This window comes from Streptomyces galbus, assembly GCF_005280195.1.
GTDB classification, from domain to species: Bacteria; Actinomycetota; Actinomycetes; order Streptomycetales; family Streptomycetaceae; genus Streptomyces; species Streptomyces galbus.
The window spans coordinates 109,887-124,218 of record NZ_SZPR01000018.1; the positions used below are offsets into that span (position 1 = coordinate 109,887).

At 72.9% G+C, this 14,332-nt stretch carries 14 protein-coding genes; 8 read left to right on the forward strand and 6 right to left on the reverse strand.

Annotated features, from left to right (window positions below; translation table 11 throughout):
- Positions 1–42 precede the first annotated feature (42 nt).
- The gene (locus tag E4U92_RS21655) at positions 43–684 is read right to left on the reverse strand and encodes a TetR/AcrR family transcriptional regulator (RefSeq protein ID WP_137302106.1); all 642 of its coding nucleotides are present in this window, start codon (positions 682–684) and stop codon (positions 43–45) included.
- Between the two features lie 103 nt (positions 685–787).
- Here E4U92_RS21655 and E4U92_RS21660 point away from each other — a divergent pair, with 103 nt between their 5' ends.
- The 3 genes from E4U92_RS21660 to E4U92_RS21670 all read left to right on the forward strand — a co-directional run bounded on the left by E4U92_RS21660 (position 788) and on the right by E4U92_RS21670 (position 3,054).
- Positions 788–1,939 (forward strand): acyl-CoA dehydrogenase family protein, encoded by a 1,152-nt coding sequence (locus E4U92_RS21660; protein ID WP_137302373.1) that lies wholly within the window; start codon positions 788–790, stop codon positions 1,937–1,939.
- 79 nt (positions 1,940–2,018) lie between these two features.
- Positions 2,019–2,306: a YiaA/YiaB family inner membrane protein gene (locus tag E4U92_RS21665; protein ID WP_137302107.1), complete on the forward strand. Its 288-nt coding sequence runs from the start codon at positions 2,019–2,021 to the stop codon at positions 2,304–2,306.
- A gap of 124 nt (positions 2,307–2,430) precedes the next feature.
- Complete coding sequence (locus E4U92_RS21670; protein ID WP_137302108.1) at positions 2,431–3,054, forward strand: TetR/AcrR family transcriptional regulator; 624 nt, start codon at positions 2,431–2,433, stop codon at positions 3,052–3,054.
- Between the two features lie 38 nt (positions 3,055–3,092).
- Here E4U92_RS21670 and E4U92_RS21675 read toward each other — a convergent pair whose 3' ends face one another.
- Positions 3,093–3,554, reverse strand: a complete 462-nt coding sequence (locus tag E4U92_RS21675; RefSeq protein WP_067235078.1) for a MaoC family dehydratase — start codon at positions 3,552–3,554, stop codon at positions 3,093–3,095.
- Positions 3,555–3,667: 113 nt separating this feature from the next.
- Between E4U92_RS21675 and soxR the strand changes: the two genes are divergently transcribed.
- The gene (soxR, locus tag E4U92_RS21680; RefSeq protein WP_137302109.1) at positions 3,668–4,141 is read left to right on the forward strand and encodes a redox-sensitive transcriptional activator SoxR; all 474 of its coding nucleotides are present in this window, start codon (positions 3,668–3,670) and stop codon (positions 4,139–4,141) included.
- A 47-nt stretch (positions 4,142–4,188) separates the two neighbouring features.
- On the opposite strand, the gene E4U92_RS21685 is transcribed toward soxR, so the two are convergent.
- The gene (locus tag E4U92_RS21685) at positions 4,189–5,256 is read right to left on the reverse strand and encodes an RNA ligase (ATP) (protein WP_137302110.1); all 1,068 of its coding nucleotides are present in this window, start codon (positions 5,254–5,256) and stop codon (positions 4,189–4,191) included.
- Between the two features lie 156 nt (positions 5,257–5,412).
- Here E4U92_RS21685 and E4U92_RS21690 point away from each other — a divergent pair, with 156 nt between their 5' ends.
- Positions 5,413–5,907: a hypothetical protein gene (locus E4U92_RS21690; RefSeq protein ID WP_137302111.1), complete on the forward strand. Its 495-nt coding sequence runs from the start codon at positions 5,413–5,415 to the stop codon at positions 5,905–5,907.
- Here the strand turns inward: E4U92_RS21690 and E4U92_RS21695 are convergent.
- Both E4U92_RS21695 and E4U92_RS21700 read right to left on the reverse strand, forming a co-directional pair.
- Positions 5,853–6,584 carry a 3-keto-5-aminohexanoate cleavage protein gene (locus E4U92_RS21695; RefSeq protein ID WP_137302112.1) on the reverse strand — a complete coding sequence of 244 codons (732 nt, stop codon included), beginning with the start codon at positions 6,582–6,584 and terminating at the stop codon, positions 5,853–5,855. The two genes, E4U92_RS21690 and E4U92_RS21695, sit on opposite strands and share 55 nt — an antisense overlap.
- A gap of 65 nt (positions 6,585–6,649) precedes the next feature.
- A complete protein-coding gene (locus E4U92_RS21700; protein WP_137302113.1) occupies positions 6,650–7,252 on the reverse strand; it encodes a hypothetical protein in 603 nt (200 codons plus the stop codon).
- Between the two features lie 242 nt (positions 7,253–7,494).
- Between E4U92_RS21700 and E4U92_RS21705 the strand changes: the two genes are divergently transcribed.
- Positions 7,495–10,284: a penicillin acylase family protein gene (locus E4U92_RS21705; protein WP_137302114.1), complete on the forward strand. Its 2,790-nt coding sequence runs from the start codon at positions 7,495–7,497 to the stop codon at positions 10,282–10,284.
- A gap of 73 nt (positions 10,285–10,357) precedes the next feature.
- Here the strand turns inward: E4U92_RS21705 and E4U92_RS21710 are convergent, their stop codons facing one another.
- The gene (locus E4U92_RS21710) at positions 10,358–11,578 is read right to left on the reverse strand and encodes an exo-beta-N-acetylmuramidase NamZ family protein (RefSeq protein WP_137302115.1); all 1,221 of its coding nucleotides are present in this window, start codon (positions 11,576–11,578) and stop codon (positions 10,358–10,360) included.
- Between the two features lie 322 nt (positions 11,579–11,900).
- Here E4U92_RS21710 and E4U92_RS21720 point away from each other — a divergent pair, with 322 nt between their 5' ends.
- Positions 11,901–12,665, forward strand: coding sequence for an SDR family oxidoreductase (locus E4U92_RS21720; protein ID WP_137302116.1), 765 nt, complete (start codon positions 11,901–11,903; stop codon positions 12,663–12,665).
- Positions 12,662–14,329 carry a class I adenylate-forming enzyme family protein gene (locus tag E4U92_RS21725; protein ID WP_137302117.1) on the forward strand — a complete coding sequence of 556 codons (1,668 nt, stop codon included), beginning with the start codon at positions 12,662–12,664 and terminating at the stop codon, positions 14,327–14,329. Before E4U92_RS21720 ends, E4U92_RS21725 begins: the two co-directional genes overlap by 4 nt.
- The last annotated feature ends 3 nt before the right edge of the window (positions 14,330–14,332 follow it).

Consider the following 14,332-nt stretch of genomic DNA (forward strand, 5'->3'; position numbering starts at 1 on the left):
TTCGGCGACCGCCGAAGCATGGGCACGGGGACGGTGCCGGTCTCACCGGCCCCGGGCGACCTGCTCGTACTGCGCCACGAGTCCGTCCAGCAGCGCGGTCAGCCCCGTCTCGAACGCCCGCTCGTCGATCTTCTCCTGCTGTTCGGCCAGGAGGTGGGCCTGTCCGAGGTGCGGGTAGTCGGCCGGGTCGTAGGCGCTCGGGTCCTCCACGAAGCCCCCGGCGAACGAGCCGAGTGCCGAGCCCATGATGAAGTACCGCATCAGTGCCCCGATGGAGGTCGCCTGTGCGGCCGGCCAGCCCGCGTCGACCATCGCGCCGTAGACCGCGTCGGCCAGCCGGAGCGCGGCCGGGCGCCGGCCGGGGCCGCGTGCGAGCACCGGGACGATGTTGGGGTGGTCGCGCAGGGCGGCCCGGTAGGAGACGGCCCAGTCGTGCAGCGCGGTCCGCCAGTCCCGGCCGTCCTCGAACATCGACAGGTCCACCTGCGCGCTCACCGAGTCCGCCACCGCCTCCAGGATCTCGTCCTTGGTGCGGAAGTGGTTGTAGAGCGAGGGCCCGCTCACCCCCAGCTCGGCCGCGAGCCGCCGGGTGGAGACGGCCGCCAGCCCCTCCGCGTCCACGAGTTCCCGGGCCGTCTCGACGATCCGGTCGGTGCTCAGCAAGGGCTTGCGCGGTCGGGCCATGGCGCACATAGTAGGGCTGCGCACTGGAAACTAGCAGTGCTAATTTAAAAGTACGGCATTCAAGATCCGCCGTCCGGCCCGACCTCTGTGGGGTGATCTCGTGGTGAACCTGGAGCTCAGCGAGGAGCAGACCGCCGTGCGGCGGCTCGCCCGGGACTTCGTGGAACGCGAGGTCGCCCCGCACGCCCTCGCCTGGGACCGGGCCGAGGAGGTGGACCGTTCGATCGTGAAGAAGCTCGGCGAGGTCGGCTTCCTGGGCCTGACGATCGACGAGGAGTACGGCGGCTCCGGTGGCGACCACCTCGCGTACTGCCTGGTCACCGAGGAACTCGGCCGCGGCGACTCCTCGGTGCGCGGCATCGTCTCCGTCTCGCTGGGCCTGGTCGCCAAGACCATCGCCGCGTGGGGCAGCGAGGAGCAGAAACGGCAGTGGCTGCCCGGCCTGACCTCCGGCGCGTACGTCGGCTGCTTCGGCCTGACCGAGCCCGGCACGGGCTCCGACGCCGGCAACCTCACGACCCGGGCGGTGCGCGACGGCGACGCGTACGTCCTCGACGGCAGCAAGATGTTCATCACCAACGGCACCTGGGCCGACGTGGTGCTGCTGTTCGCGCGCTCCACGGACGCCCCCGGCCACAAGGGCGTCTCCGCGTTCCTCGTGCCCGCCGACACCCCCGGCCTGACTCGGCGCGCCATCCACGGCAAGCTCGGCCTGCGCGGCCAGGCGACGGCGGAACTGGTGCTGGAGGACGTGCGGGTGCCCGCCTCCGCGCTGCTCGGCGAGGAGGGCAAGGGGTTCTCCGTGGCCATGTCGGCCCTCGCCAAGGGGCGGATGTCGGTGGCGGCCGGCTGCGTCGGCATAGCGCAGGCGGCCCTGGACGCGGCGGTGCGGCACGCGGGCGAGCGCGAGCAGTTCGGCCGGACGATCGCCCACCACCAGCTGGTGCAGGAGCTGATCAGCGACATCGCCCTCGACGTGGACGCGGCCCGGCTGCTGACCTGGCGGGTCGCCGACCTGATCGACCGGGGCCGGCCCTTCGCCGTCGAGTCGTCCAAGGCCAAGCTGTTCGCCTCGGAGGCGGCCGTGCGCGCCGCGAACAACGCCCTGCAGGTCTTCGGCGGCTACGGCTACATCGACGAGTACCCGGCCGGCAAGCTCCTGCGCGACGCCCGCGTGATGACCCTCTACGAGGGCACCAGCCAGATCCAGAAGCTGGTGATCGGCCGCGCCCTGACCGGCGTCTCGGCCTTCTGAGGACGGGGGCCGCGTTCTGAGTACCCCCTGAGTACCCGGGCGGATGTGCCCCGCCCGGCCGGGCGGCGATGCTCCTGCCATGAGCGACACACCGGTCAAGCAGCAGAGCACGGCCGCCTTCTACGGGCAGGCCGTCGCCTCCTTCGCGGTCGCCATGGCGGCCACCGCGGTCGGGATCGTCCGGCTCGACGCCGACGCCTGGGTGCGGGGTTTCCTGGCCATCGCGGTCCTCTACCTCGTCACCTCCGCCTTCACCCTCGCCAAGGTCATCCGGGACCGGCAGGAGGCCGGGCAGATCGTCAGCCGGGTCGACCAGGCCCGCCTGGAGAAGCTCCTCGCCGAGCACGACCCCTTCGAGAAACTCTGACACCACCACCGGGTCGGGGGCGCCCGCAAACCCTCCCCGACCCCGCGGTGAGCGGCCGCCCTAAGCGGCCGCTCACCTTCGGCGGTATGGTGGTGCCTCTGTCATCGGAAGGGGCGAGCGAGCGATGAGTACGGCGGAGGAGACGGCCGGCGGCGAGATCGAGCCGTGGGAAGAGGTCACCCCGGACGCGGCCCGGCGGCTGCTCGTCGCCGCCGTGGAGGCCTTCGCCGAGCGCGGCTACCACGCGACGACGACCCGTGACATCGCGGGCCGCGCCGGCATGAGCCCGGCGGCGCTCTACATCCACTACAAGACCAAGGAAGAGCTGCTCCACCGGATCAGCCGGATCGGGCACGACAAGGCCCTGGACATCCTGCGCACGGCCGCCCGGCGCGAGGGCACCGCCACCGAGCGCCTGGCCGACGCCGTCAGCTCCTTCGTCCGCTGGCACGCCGGGCGGCGCACCACGGCCCGGGTCGTGCAGTACGAACTGGACGCGCTCGGCCCCGACGCCCGCGCCGAGATCCTCGAGCTGCGGCGCCAGGTGGACGCCGAGGTGCGCGGGATCGTCGAGGACGGCGTGGCCTCGGGCGAGTTCCGGGTGATCGACGTCAAGGGCACCACGCTCGCCGTGCTGTCGCTGTGCATCGACGTGGCCCGCTGGTTCAACGTCGACGGGCCGCGCACCCCCGAGGAGGTCGGCGCGCTGTACGCCGACCTCGTGCTGCGGATGGTGGGCGCGGAGTAGCGCGTGGTGCGCGTGGCGCCGTGCCGTACGGCCGTGGCCTACAGGTAGTACCGGGAGACCGACTCGGCGACGCAGACCGGCTTGTCGCCGCCCTCGCGCTCCACGCTGAAGGCCACGGCCACCTGGACGCCGCCCGGGACGTCCTCGACGCCGGTGATCGTCGCGGTGGCGCGCAGCCGGGAGCCGACGGGCACGGGGGCGGGGAAACGGACCTTGTTGGTGCCGTAGTTGACGCCCATCTTCACGCCCTCGACGCTGATGAGCTGCGGGCCGAACAGCGGGAGCAGGGACAGGGTGAGGTAGCCGTGCGCGATGGTGGTCCCGAAGGGGCCCGCGGCGGCCTTCTCCGGGTCGACGTGGATCCACTGGTGGTCCCCGGTGGCCTCGGCGAACAGGTCGATCCGCTTCTGGTCGACCTCCACCCAGTCGGTGTACCCCAGCTGCTCGCCCACGGCCGCCTTCAGCTCGTCGGGGGAGGTGAAGGTCCTCGGTTCTGCCATGTTCCCGGCCTCTCGCTCGGTCTCCGCGATGTCTAAGCAACTGCTTAGCATGCTCGGGTGGCGGGGCGATGTCAACGGACGGCGGCCCCGGCGCGGTGGGTAGGCTCCGGTGAGTGCCCCAGATTCCGGAGAAGATCCACGAGCTGACCGTCGGCCAGGTGTCCGCGCGCAGCGGCGCCGCGGTCTCGGCCCTGCACTTCTACGAGGCCAAAGGCCTGATCAGCAGCCGGCGCACGCCCGGGAACCAGCGCCGCTACAGCCGCGACACCCTGCGCCGGGTGGCCTTCATCCGGGCGGCCCAGCGGGTCGGCATCCCGCTGGCCACGATCCGCGAGGCCCTGGCCCGGCTGCCCGAGGAGCGCACCCCGACCCGCGAGGACTGGGCCCGCCTGTCGGAGGCGTGGCGCTCGGAGCTGGACGAACGCATCAAGCAGCTCAACCGGCTCCGCGACCACCTCACCGACTGCATCGGCTGCGGCTGCCTGTCGCTCAGCACCTGCGTGCTGTCCAATCCGGACGACGTCTTCGGCGAACGCCTGGTGGGCTCCCGCCTGATGGCGGAACGCAGGCGTGAGCAAGGTGACTAGGGGCGGGCGGGATGCCGGAGTTCCGCACCCCGCCCCACCCCCGGCGCTCACTCGTACTCCGTCCCGCCCTTCCGCGTCAGGTACGCCGCGCTGACCGCCTTGGCGATGGCCCGGCCCCCCGTCACCGGGCTGTACCGCTCCACCGCGGGCCGGATCACGACGCCCTCCCGCAGGTGCAGCCCCCGGCCGGACACGGTCTCCCGGCCACTGGCGTGCCCCAGGACCGTCGCGCTGTCGTACGGGCCCTCGAACAGCCGTGGCACCAGCGGGAGTTCGCCGCCCAGCGCCTCCGCCGGGTCCAGCCACGTCACCGTGCCGCCGATCTCCGCGGAGACGTCGAACACGGCGTACCCGAGGGTGTCGCGCCGCCCGTCCGCGCCGTACGTCAGGTCCTGCACGCCCGCCCCGTACACCTCGCCGAAGACACCGACCCGTCGCGCGCCCAGCCGCTCGGCGAGCCGGGCCGCGGCCTCGGCGACGCGGTGACCCCGTACCGCGCGCCAGTACAGGTTGCGCGGATCCTCCTTCAGGGCCAGGGACCTGGCGCCGAAGCCCTTGGAGGAGACGTACACCCGGTCCTCGTCGGCGACGTAGGTGAGCAGGCAGGCCGAACCGTGCAGCTTCTCGGTCAGGACGACCGGCTCGCCGGGAGCGAAGATGTCCGGATACCGCTGGACGTTCTCGATGTCGACCCACGGCAGCAGCGCGGGCGCGGACTCGACCTCGCCGTTCATGGTCGGCGGGATCGGCGGCACCCACTTGGTGATGCCGAGTCGTTCCGCGAAGTCGGTGCCCTCGGCCGCGGCCCGGGCGAGGTCCACGTCCGCCAGCGCCGCCGGCCGGCAGACGATGCCCTGCGACAGCTCGCCCCGCAGCCGGACCGCCTTCACCCGGTCGGCGTTCCCGCCCGCGAGCCGCCCGGTCAGCCCCAGCTCCTCGATCAGCCCGGCCGGCAGCACCGCCTGCTCGGGGATGTACACGGCCACGTCACCGGTGCGGTACACGCCCTTCGCCACGACCGCGCGGTACAGCCCGACCTGCGCCAACTCCAGCGCATCGGCGTTCGGGTGCTCGTGCACGGTCAGCACTTCGGCGGTGACGCGCAGCGTCGACATGGCCTTCTCCCAGGGGTGTTCATCAGTTCGTCGGAAGTGTCCGCCCCACTGTCCCGCCGCCGAAATCCCTGGAACCACCGGATTACCCGCTGCTACCGTCACGCTCTTCGGCCGACGCGAGGAACGCGCCGCGCACGGAGTCATGACGGGAACCCCATGCGTTCACCCGCCCTCACCGCGGCTCTCGCGGACATCGACACCGTCTTCGACGGCTTCGCCAGCCCGACCGAGACCGGCTGCGGCCGGTGCCGCCTTCCCGAGGAGACCGCCCACCTGCGCTCGCCGTACACGCGGGACGGCACAGGTCTCGAAGACGTCCTCGACGGGGTACGGCGGGTCGGGCGACCGCACCACGTCCGCCCACCACGCCGTCACCCACGCCTCGACGGCGTCGGCCTGTTCGACCGGCCAGCTCCCCCAGTCGGCCCGGGCCAGCCCGTGGAACCCCTCAGGGGTGTCTTGTCGATCAGGATCCCGCACGCCGAGGACGAGCTGCCGGCCGCGCTGCGCTCCTGGGTGGCGGCGCACGCTCCCGTCCGGCTGCGGGCCCTCGGCGAGCCCGACCTCGCCGAGCGCGCCGGACTCCTCGCCCTGTCCTACGACGACCGCTGGGCGCACCCGTACTGGCGCACCGCCTCCGCCACCAGCTGAGCGTTGGACACCGCCCGTCGGCCGTCCGGCAGGACGAGGGTGTCCTCCAGACCGATGCGGGTCGGGTGGCCGAGGCGCACGGCCAGGCCGAGGACCGGCCAGGCGGACGCCTCCTCGCCGTGCAGGAGGACCGGGCGGCCGTGGGGGATCGCGGCGAGGTCCGCGAGCAGGTGGCGGGCCGACCGCACGGCCGTCGCCGGGCCGGGGTCCGTCACCTCGGCCAGGACGCGCAGGACCCTCGGTGCGAGGGGCGAGGCGGCGAAGCGGGCCGCGCCGTCCGTGCCGGACCAGATGCCGGCCTCCACGCCGACGCCCCGGTCGAGCAGCGCGGCGGCCAGTTCCTCGGCGCCCGGCTCGTGCCAGTTGACCGACGCGTGGTCGGGCAGCACCGTCCAGCGGCGGACCCGGTCGAGCCGTGCCGGCGGACCGTCCTCCGCCCACGCGCCCGTGGTCACGCCGACGGGCACGTCCACGCGCTCCCGGATCGCCTCCAGCGTCGCCGCGACCGCGTCCGGCGCGAGCGTGTCCCGGCCGCACGGTGTCTTCGGGTGGACGTGGAGGTCCGTCGCCCCGGCCGCGACCGCCTCGGCGGCGGACCGGGCCAGCGCCGCGGGCGACAGGGGCACCGCCGGGGAGTCGGCGGCCGTGCGCGCTCCGTTCAGACAGACCTGCACCATGCCCCGATGGTGACACGTCCCGGGGAACAGGGGTGCGGCATCCCCGGCGCACCCCCGCCGTGCGGTCAGGCCGACATCAGCAGCCGTCCGCGCCGGGCGGCACCCAGCGCCCCGGGCGTGAGCACCGGCCGCGGGACGAGAATCCCGCAGTCCGCGCAGACCGGCCCGGCGGACGGCTCGTGGTCGAGGTCGTCCCTCCAGTCCAGCCGCTCACCGTCGCACACCGGGCAGCACGAGCCCGGTGCCCGCTCCAGCGCGGCGATCAGCCGGCGCAGCACCTCGGCCAGCGGTTCACGGGGGTGGACCCGCGGGTCGTCGCACCACGCCACACCGAAGCCGCCCCAGGTCATCCGGTGCCAGTCGTCGACACTGCCGGGCCTGCGCAGCCCGTCGTGCTTCTCCTTCCTCCGCCGCTCGGCGAACCCCACCTCGTACGCGAGCCACACCGCGCGGGCCTCCTCCAGCTCCTCCAACGCGGCCACGAGCCGCGCCGGGTCGGGGGATCGGTCCTCGGGTCCGAACCCGGCCCGCGAGCACAGGTGGTCCCACGTCGCCCGGTGCCCGTAGGGCGCGAACCGCTCCAGGCACTTGCGCAGCGAGTACCGCCGCAGTGCCAGATCGCACCGCGGGTCGCGCACCTGTCTCGCCAGACTCCGGAAACCGGCCATCGCCTTGCACCTCCGTCACATCTGCACCTGTATTTCGGTCACTTCGGCGCCGCCGCGCCACCGACGCGCGACGTCGTCGAAGAGACGTACCGACAGGCGATTCGGCTCCACTCGATCTCCGTGCCGTCGTAAGAGCTGTCGCAAAGCCGCCGTAGGGACCTGGAAAAGTGACGCATGCTCATCTTCACTCCGTGCGATACCGGCGGTAACCTTCCGGCCACCCCAGTCGCTAGGAGCTGCCCATGCCACGGCGAACCTCCCGCGCAACCCTCGACAGACTGAGAACTCCCGGCAGATTCCCCGGGTTCCTGAAGAGCGCCTCGGTATGCGTCCTGATTGCGGGGCTGTTGTCCCCGCTCACCCAGACGGCCGCCTCGGCCGCCGGAACCGCCGCCCCGAACGACCTGTGCGGCGGCCAGTGTTCCGACATCCTGCCGCCCGGCGAGAACGGCAACGCCACCCTCGCCCAGATCCTGCTCAACCAGGCCTTCGGCACCCAGCCCGGGCACGCCGAGGACCAGCTCGGCCCCTACGCCAACCTGGCCAAGGGCTACCCCTCCCTGACCAACGCGACGATCAACACCTTCTTCAACGACGCCTCGTTCGGCGTCCCCTCCGACCAGGTCGCCTCCACCGAGAAGCCCGCCGGGCGCGGTGACGTGACGATCGTCCGCGACAAGAAGACGGGTGTGCCGCACATCACGGGCACCACGCGCTACGGCACCGAGTTCGGCGCCGGCTATGCCGCCGCCCAGGACCGGCTGTGGCTGATGGACGTCTTCCGGCACGTGGGCCGCGGGCAGCTGACCGGCTTCGCGGGCGGCGCGCCCTCCAACCAGGGCCTGGAACAGCAGTTCTGGCGCAACGCCCCCTACACCGAGGCCGACCTCCAGGCGCAGATCGACAACGCCGTGGCGAACAACGGCGCCCGCGGTCAGCAGGCCCTCGCCGACGTCAGGGCCTACCTCGACGGCATCAACGCCTACATCGACGCCTCCGACAGCGGCCGCTACTTCCCCGGCGAGTACGTGCTGACCGGCCACAAGGACTCCATCACCAACGCCGGCACGATCGACCACTTCAAGGTGACCGACCTGGTGGCGCTGGCCTCGGTCGTCGGCGCGCTGTTCGGCTCCGGCGGCGGGGGAGAGGTCGACAACGCCCTCTCCCTGCTCGCCGCCCAGGAGAAGTACGGCGTGGCCGAGGGCACCAGGGTCTGGGAGTCCTTCCGTGAACGCAACGACCCCGAGGCCGTCCTGACCGTCCACGACGGCCGCAGCTTCCCCTACGCCACCCGGCCCGACACCCCCCAGGGCGAGGCCCTGCCCGACGCCGGCTCGGTCGCCGAGGAACCGCTGGTGTACGACCGCACCGGCAGCGCGGCGACGGCCACCGCGAGCACCGCGTCCCGCACGGCCGCCGCGACCGCCCTCACCTCCGCGCGGCGCGGCATGTCCAACGCCCTGGTGGTCAGCGGGACGTACACGGCGAGCGGCCACCCGGTCGCCGTCTTCGGCCCGCAGACCGGCTACTTCGCGCCGCAACTGCTCATGCTCCAGGAGATCCAGGGCCCCGGACTGAGCGCCCGCGGCGCCTCCTTCGCGGGCCTGAGCATGTACGTCGAACTGGGACGCGGCCAGGACTACGCGTGGAGCGCCACGACCTCCGGCCAGGACATCATCGACACCTACGCGGTCGAGCTGTGCCAGGACGACTACCACTACCTGTACCGCGGCACCTGCACGGCGATGGACAAGGTAGAGCAGAAGAACGCCTGGAAGCCCACCACGGCCGACGGCACCGCGGCCGGCTCGTACACGATGCGGGTCTGGCGCACCCGGTACGGTCCGGTCGAGTACCGGGCCACCGTCGGCGGCAAGAAGGTCGCCTACACCACCCTGCGCTCCTCCTACCTGCACGAGGCCGACTCCATCATCGGCTTCCAGATGCTGAACGACCCGGACTACGTCAAGGGCCCCGACAGCTTCCAGGGCGCGGTGCAGCACATCAACTACACCTTCAACTGGTTCTACGCCGACGCCGCGCACACCGCGTACTACAACAGCGGCGACAACCCGGTGCGGGCGAGCGGCGTCGACGCGGAGTTCCCGGTCTGGGCGCAGCCGGCGTACGAGTGGCGCGGCTGGGACCCGGCCACCAACACCGCCGCCTACACCCCGGCCTCGGCGCACCCCCACTCCACCGACCAGGACTACTACATCTCCTGGAACAACAAGCAGGCCGAGGACTACACGACCGCGCCCTGGGGCGACGGCTCCGTGCACCGCGGGAACCTGCTGGAGGACCGGGTGAAGAAGCTGGTCGCCGCCGGCGGCGTCACCCGCGCCGCGCTGGTCAAGGCCATGGGCGAGGCGGCCCTCGCCGACCTGCGCGCCGAGGACGTCCTGCCGGACCTGCTGAAGGTGATCACCAGCTCCCCGGTCACCGACGCCACGGCCGCGGCGGCCGTGGGCAAGCTGCAGACCTGGCTCACGGCGGGCGGCCTGCGCACGGAGACGTCGGCCGGCTCCAAGACGTACGCGAACGCCGACGCGATCCGGCTGCTGGACGCCTGGTGGCCGCTGCTGGTGAAGGCCGAGTTCCAACCGGGCCTGGGCAGCGACCTGTACACGGCGTTCACGCACAACCTGCCCGTCGACGAGGCCCCTTCGGCCGGCCACGGCCCGACCGGCTCGCACGCCGGGAGCTCGTTCCAGTACGGCTGGTGGAGCTATGTCGACAAGGACATCCGCGCGGTGCTCGGCCAGTCCGTGCGGGGACCGCTGGCGCGGACGTACTGCGGCGGCGGCAGCCTGGCCGCCTGCCGGGACGTGCTGATCGGCTCCCTGAAGGAGGCGGCCGGCGCGACCGCGGCCCAGGTCTACCCGGGCGACGACCAGTGCTCGGCGGGCGACCAGTGGTGCGCCGACTCGATCGTCCAGCGCACCCTGGGCGGCATCAAGCACTACCGGATCAGCTGGCAGAACCGCCCCACCTACCAGCAGGTCGTGGAGTTCACCTCGCACCGCTGACCGGCCGCCCCGGCCGGCACCGCGCGACGGCGGCGGGCCCGTCCCCCAGGGGACACGGGCCCGCCGCCCACGGTCACCGGTACAGCAGGTACTCCTTCCGCACCCGGCGGAACGCCTCCAGTTCCGCCTGCCAGCCCGCCACCACCTCGTCGGGGCCGGCGCCCGCGTCGATCGCCGTGCGCACCCACGTCGAGCCGGTCAGCTTGTCGATCCAGTGGTCCGCGCGCCAGGCGAACCCGCTCCACACCCGCTTGGCCGTGACCAGCAGCGCCACACCGGTGCGGACCGGGTCGAAGGCGTCCCGGTCGTGGACGTGGATCTGCACCCCGCCGACGGTCCTGCCCTGGAACTTGGAGAAGGTCGGCGCGAAGTACGCCTCCCGGAAACGCACCCCGGGCAGTCCCAGCGCGTTCGCGGCGGCGGCCCAGCGCCCGTCGAGCCCCTCGGCGCCCAGCAGTTCGAACGGCCGGGTCGTGCCGCGGCCCTCCGACAGGTTCGTCCCCTCGAACAGGCAGGTGCCGGAGTAGACGAGCGCGGTGTCGGGCGTGGGCATGTTCGGGCTCGGCGGCACCCACGGCAGCCCGGCCGTGTCGTACCACTGCGACCGCCGCCAGCCGGTCATCGCGACCACGTCCAGCTCCACCGGCGCGGTCAGGAACTCGCCGTTGAACAGGCGGGCCAGCTCCGCGACCGTCATGCCGTGCGACTGGGCGATCGGCTGCCGGCCGACGAACGTCGCGAACTCGAGGTGCAGCACCGGACCCGTGGCCGCCCGGCCGGTCACCGGGTTCGGCCGGTCCAGCACCACGCACCGCAGACCGGCCGCCGCCGCCGCCTCCATGCAGTCGTACAGCGTCCAGATGTAGGTGTAGAAGCGGGCGCCGACGTCCTGGATGTCGAAGACGACCGTGTCGACGCCGGACGCGGCGAAGACGTCGGCGAGCGGCCGGCCGCTCTTGAGGTAGGTGTCGTAGACCGGGAGGCCGGTCGCCGGGTCGTCGTAGCGGCCCTCCGAGCCGCCGGCCTGGGCGGTCCCCCGGAAGCCGTGCTCCGGGCCGAAGACCGCCGTCAGCCCGACACGGGGGTCGCGGTGCATCACGTCGACGATGTGCTCGGCGTCCCGGGTGACGCCGGTGGGGTTGGTGACGACCCCCACCTTCTGCCCGGCGAGCAGCGCGTAGCCGTCCGCCGCGAGCCGTTCGAAGCCGGTGCGCGGGCGTTCGCGGTGCCGGGGTGCCGCCGGGACCGCCGCCAGCGAGGTGGAGGCGAGCAGGCTTCTTCGGGACAGGTGCATGGATCCTCCGATGGGTCGTCGCATGCCGGCCGGACGGGCGCTGTTCCCCCGAGGGGGTGTCCGCGAAGTCGCGCCTGCCCCGCAACGCCCGGCACGCACTCTCGCCGCACCGGGCGAACACCCGAGTACGGCCAGTACGCGGGCGTCCGCCCGGCACGCCGAGAGCACGCACCGGACGCCGCAGGGCCCGCCCTCCGGGCGGACGACGCGACATCGCGGACACCCCCCAGGTTCGGTCACTTCCCCTTCCCTCACACATACCGACCGGTTAGTCTGTCCCGGCACAGCCGCGCCCGCGCGCAAGTCGTGTCGAAGGAGACCGATGGTGGAAGCCCTGCACAACGCCGGAGTCGTCGTCACCGGAGCCGGAGGGGGGATCGGGGCGGCGCTCGCCCGCCGGTTCGCCGCCGAGGGGGCCCGGGTCGTGGTCAACGACCTGGACGCGGACAAGGCGGAGGCCGTCGCCGCGGAGATCGGCGGGACCGCCGTGCCGGGCGACGCCTCCGCGGTCGTCGACGCCGCCCGCGACGCCCTGGGCGGCACCGTCGACGTGTACTGCGCCAATGCCGGGGTCGGCTCCGCCGGGAGCGAGGCCGCCGGCGAGGACGTGTGGGCCCGGGCCTGGGACGTCAACGTGATGGCGCACGTCCGCGCCGCCCACGCCCTGCTCCCCGGCTGGCTGGAGCGCGGGCACGGGCGGTTCGTGTCGACCGTGTCCGCCGCGGGACTGCTCACCATGATCGGGGCCGCGCCGTACAGCGTCACCAAGCACGGCGCCTACGCCTTCGCCGAGTGGCTGTCGCTGACCTACCGCCACCGGGGCCTCAAGGTGCACGCCATCTGCCCGCAGGGCGTGCGCACCGACATGCTCTCCGCCACCGGCACCGCCGGCGACCTGGTGCTCAAGCCCACCGCCATCGAACCGCAGGACGTCGCCGACGCGCTGCTCAAGGGCATGGCGGAGGACCGGTTCCTGATCCTGCCCCACCCCGAGGTCGCCGCCTACTACCAGGCCCGCGCCGCCGAGCCGGACCGCTGGCTGACCAGCATGAACCACCTCCAGCAGAAGTGGGAGGCCACCCGGTGACCGCCTCCCGCTACGCGGCCCGGCCCTGGCTCGCCCTCCTCGACGACGCCCAGCGGGCCCCGATCGACCCGGCCGACTCCCTGGTGCACGCCCTGCGCCGGGCCGCCGCCGAGGCACCCGAACGGCCCTTCCTGGCTTACTTCGACGGACGGCTGACCTACCGCGAGGTGGACCGGCTCAGCGACTCCGTCGCCGGGCACCTGGCCGCCCGCGGGCTGGGGCGCGGCGACCGGGTGGCCGTCCTGCTGCAGAACTCCCCGCACTTCGTGCTCGCCCTGCTGGGCGCCTGGAAGGCGGGCGCGACCGTCGTGCCGGTCAACCCGATGTACAAGTCGGCCGAGGTCGGCCACGTCCTGCGGGACGGCGAGGTGGCCGCGCTGGTCTGCGCCGACCGCGCCTGGAAGTCGTACCTGCGCGCCACCGCCGCCGACTCGCCCGTGCGGATCGTGCTCACCGCCTGCGAGCTGGACTTCCAGACCCGCGACGACCCGCGCGTGCTGACCTTCGAACGGCTCCCGCAGGCCGGGGACGCCGACGACCTCGCCGCCGTCGCCCGCGCCGGGCGCCCCGCGCCCGAGGGACGCGACCCGGCCCCCGACGACATCGCGCTCATCAGCTACACCTCCGGCACCAGCGGCACACCCAAGGGCGCCACCAACACCCACCGCAACATCATGGTCAACGCGGAGCGCCAGCGCACCGGCCTGCGGCTGCCCGAGGCGCCCGTCTACTACGCGCTCGCGCCGCTGTTCCACATCACCGGCATGGTCTGCCAGCTCGGCGCCTGCCTGAACAGCGCCGGCACCCTGGTGCTGACGTACCGCTTCGAGGCCGGCGTCGTCCTCGACGCCTTCGCCGAGCACCGCCCGCACTACACCGTCGGCCCCTCCACCGCCTTCATGGCGCTGGCCGCCCACCCGGCCGTCACCCGCGAGCACTTCGCGTCCTTCGTGAACATCTCCTCGGGCGGCGCGCCCCTGCCGCCGGCCCTGGTGGAGAAGTTCCGGGCCGGCTTCGGGCCGTACATCCGCAACGGCTACGGACTCACCGAGTGCACGGCGCCCTGCGCGTCCGTCCCGCCCCACCGGGAGGCACCCGTCGACCCCGTCTCCGGGACGCTCGCCGTGGGCGTGCCGGGCCCGGACACGGTCGTGCGGATCGTGGACGACACGGGCGAGGAGGTGCCCTTCGGGGAGCAGGGCGAGATCGTCGTCCGCGGCCCCCAGGTCGTCCCCGGCTACTGGCGGCGGCCCGACGCCACCGCCGAGACCTTCCCCGACGGCGAACTGCGCACCGGGGACATCGGCTTCATGGACGAGCAGGGCTGGCTGTACGTCGTCGACCGCAAGAAGGACATGATCAACGCCTCCGGCTTCAAGGTGTGGCCGCGCGAGGTGGAGGACGTGCTCTACACCCATCCGGCGGTACGGGAGGCGGCCGTCGTCGGGGTGCCCGACGGCTACCGCGGCGAGACCGTCAAGGCGTACATCAGCCTGCGCCCGGGTGTCGACACCGACCCGGATGAACTCGCGGTGTACTGCAAGGAGAGACTGGCCGCCTACAAGTACCCGCGGCAGGTCGAGATCCTCCCCGACCTGCCCAAGACGGCGAGTGGGAAGATCCTCCGGCGGGAACTGCGTTCCCGCACGCACGACGGCCGGTAAGGC

Excerpts from the sequence above, each read along its gene's own strand:
- E4U92_RS21690 (WP_137302111.1), top strand. The coding sequence starts at position 5,413 with ATGCGTTCACCCGCCCTCACCGCGGCTCTCGCGGACATCGACACCGTC.
- E4U92_RS21705 (WP_137302114.1), top strand. The coding sequence starts at position 7,495 with ATGCCACGGCGAACCTCCCGCGCAACCCTCGACAGACTGAGAACTCCC.
- E4U92_RS21675 (WP_067235078.1), bottom strand. The coding sequence starts at position 3,554 with ATGGCAGAACCGAGGACCTTCACCTCCCCCGACGAGCTGAAGGCGGCC.
- E4U92_RS21700 (WP_137302113.1), bottom strand. The coding sequence starts at position 7,252 with ATGGCCGGTTTCCGGAGTCTGGCGAGACAGGTGCGCGACCCGCGGTGC.
- E4U92_RS21655 (WP_137302106.1), bottom strand. The coding sequence starts at position 684 with ATGGCCCGACCGCGCAAGCCCTTGCTGAGCACCGACCGGATCGTCGAG.
- E4U92_RS21720 (WP_137302116.1), top strand. The coding sequence starts at position 11,901 with ATGGTGGAAGCCCTGCACAACGCCGGAGTCGTCGTCACCGGAGCCGGA.
- E4U92_RS21685 (WP_137302110.1), bottom strand. The coding sequence starts at position 5,256 with ATGTCGACGCTGCGCGTCACCGCCGAAGTGCTGACCGTGCACGAGCAC.
- E4U92_RS21670 (WP_137302108.1), top strand. The coding sequence starts at position 2,431 with ATGAGTACGGCGGAGGAGACGGCCGGCGGCGAGATCGAGCCGTGGGAA.
- E4U92_RS21665 (WP_137302107.1), top strand. The coding sequence starts at position 2,019 with ATGAGCGACACACCGGTCAAGCAGCAGAGCACGGCCGCCTTCTACGGG.
- E4U92_RS21695 (WP_137302112.1), bottom strand. The coding sequence starts at position 6,584 with ATGGTGCAGGTCTGTCTGAACGGAGCGCGCACGGCCGCCGACTCCCCG.
- E4U92_RS21710 (WP_137302115.1), bottom strand. The coding sequence starts at position 11,578 with ATGCACCTGTCCCGAAGAAGCCTGCTCGCCTCCACCTCGCTGGCGGCG.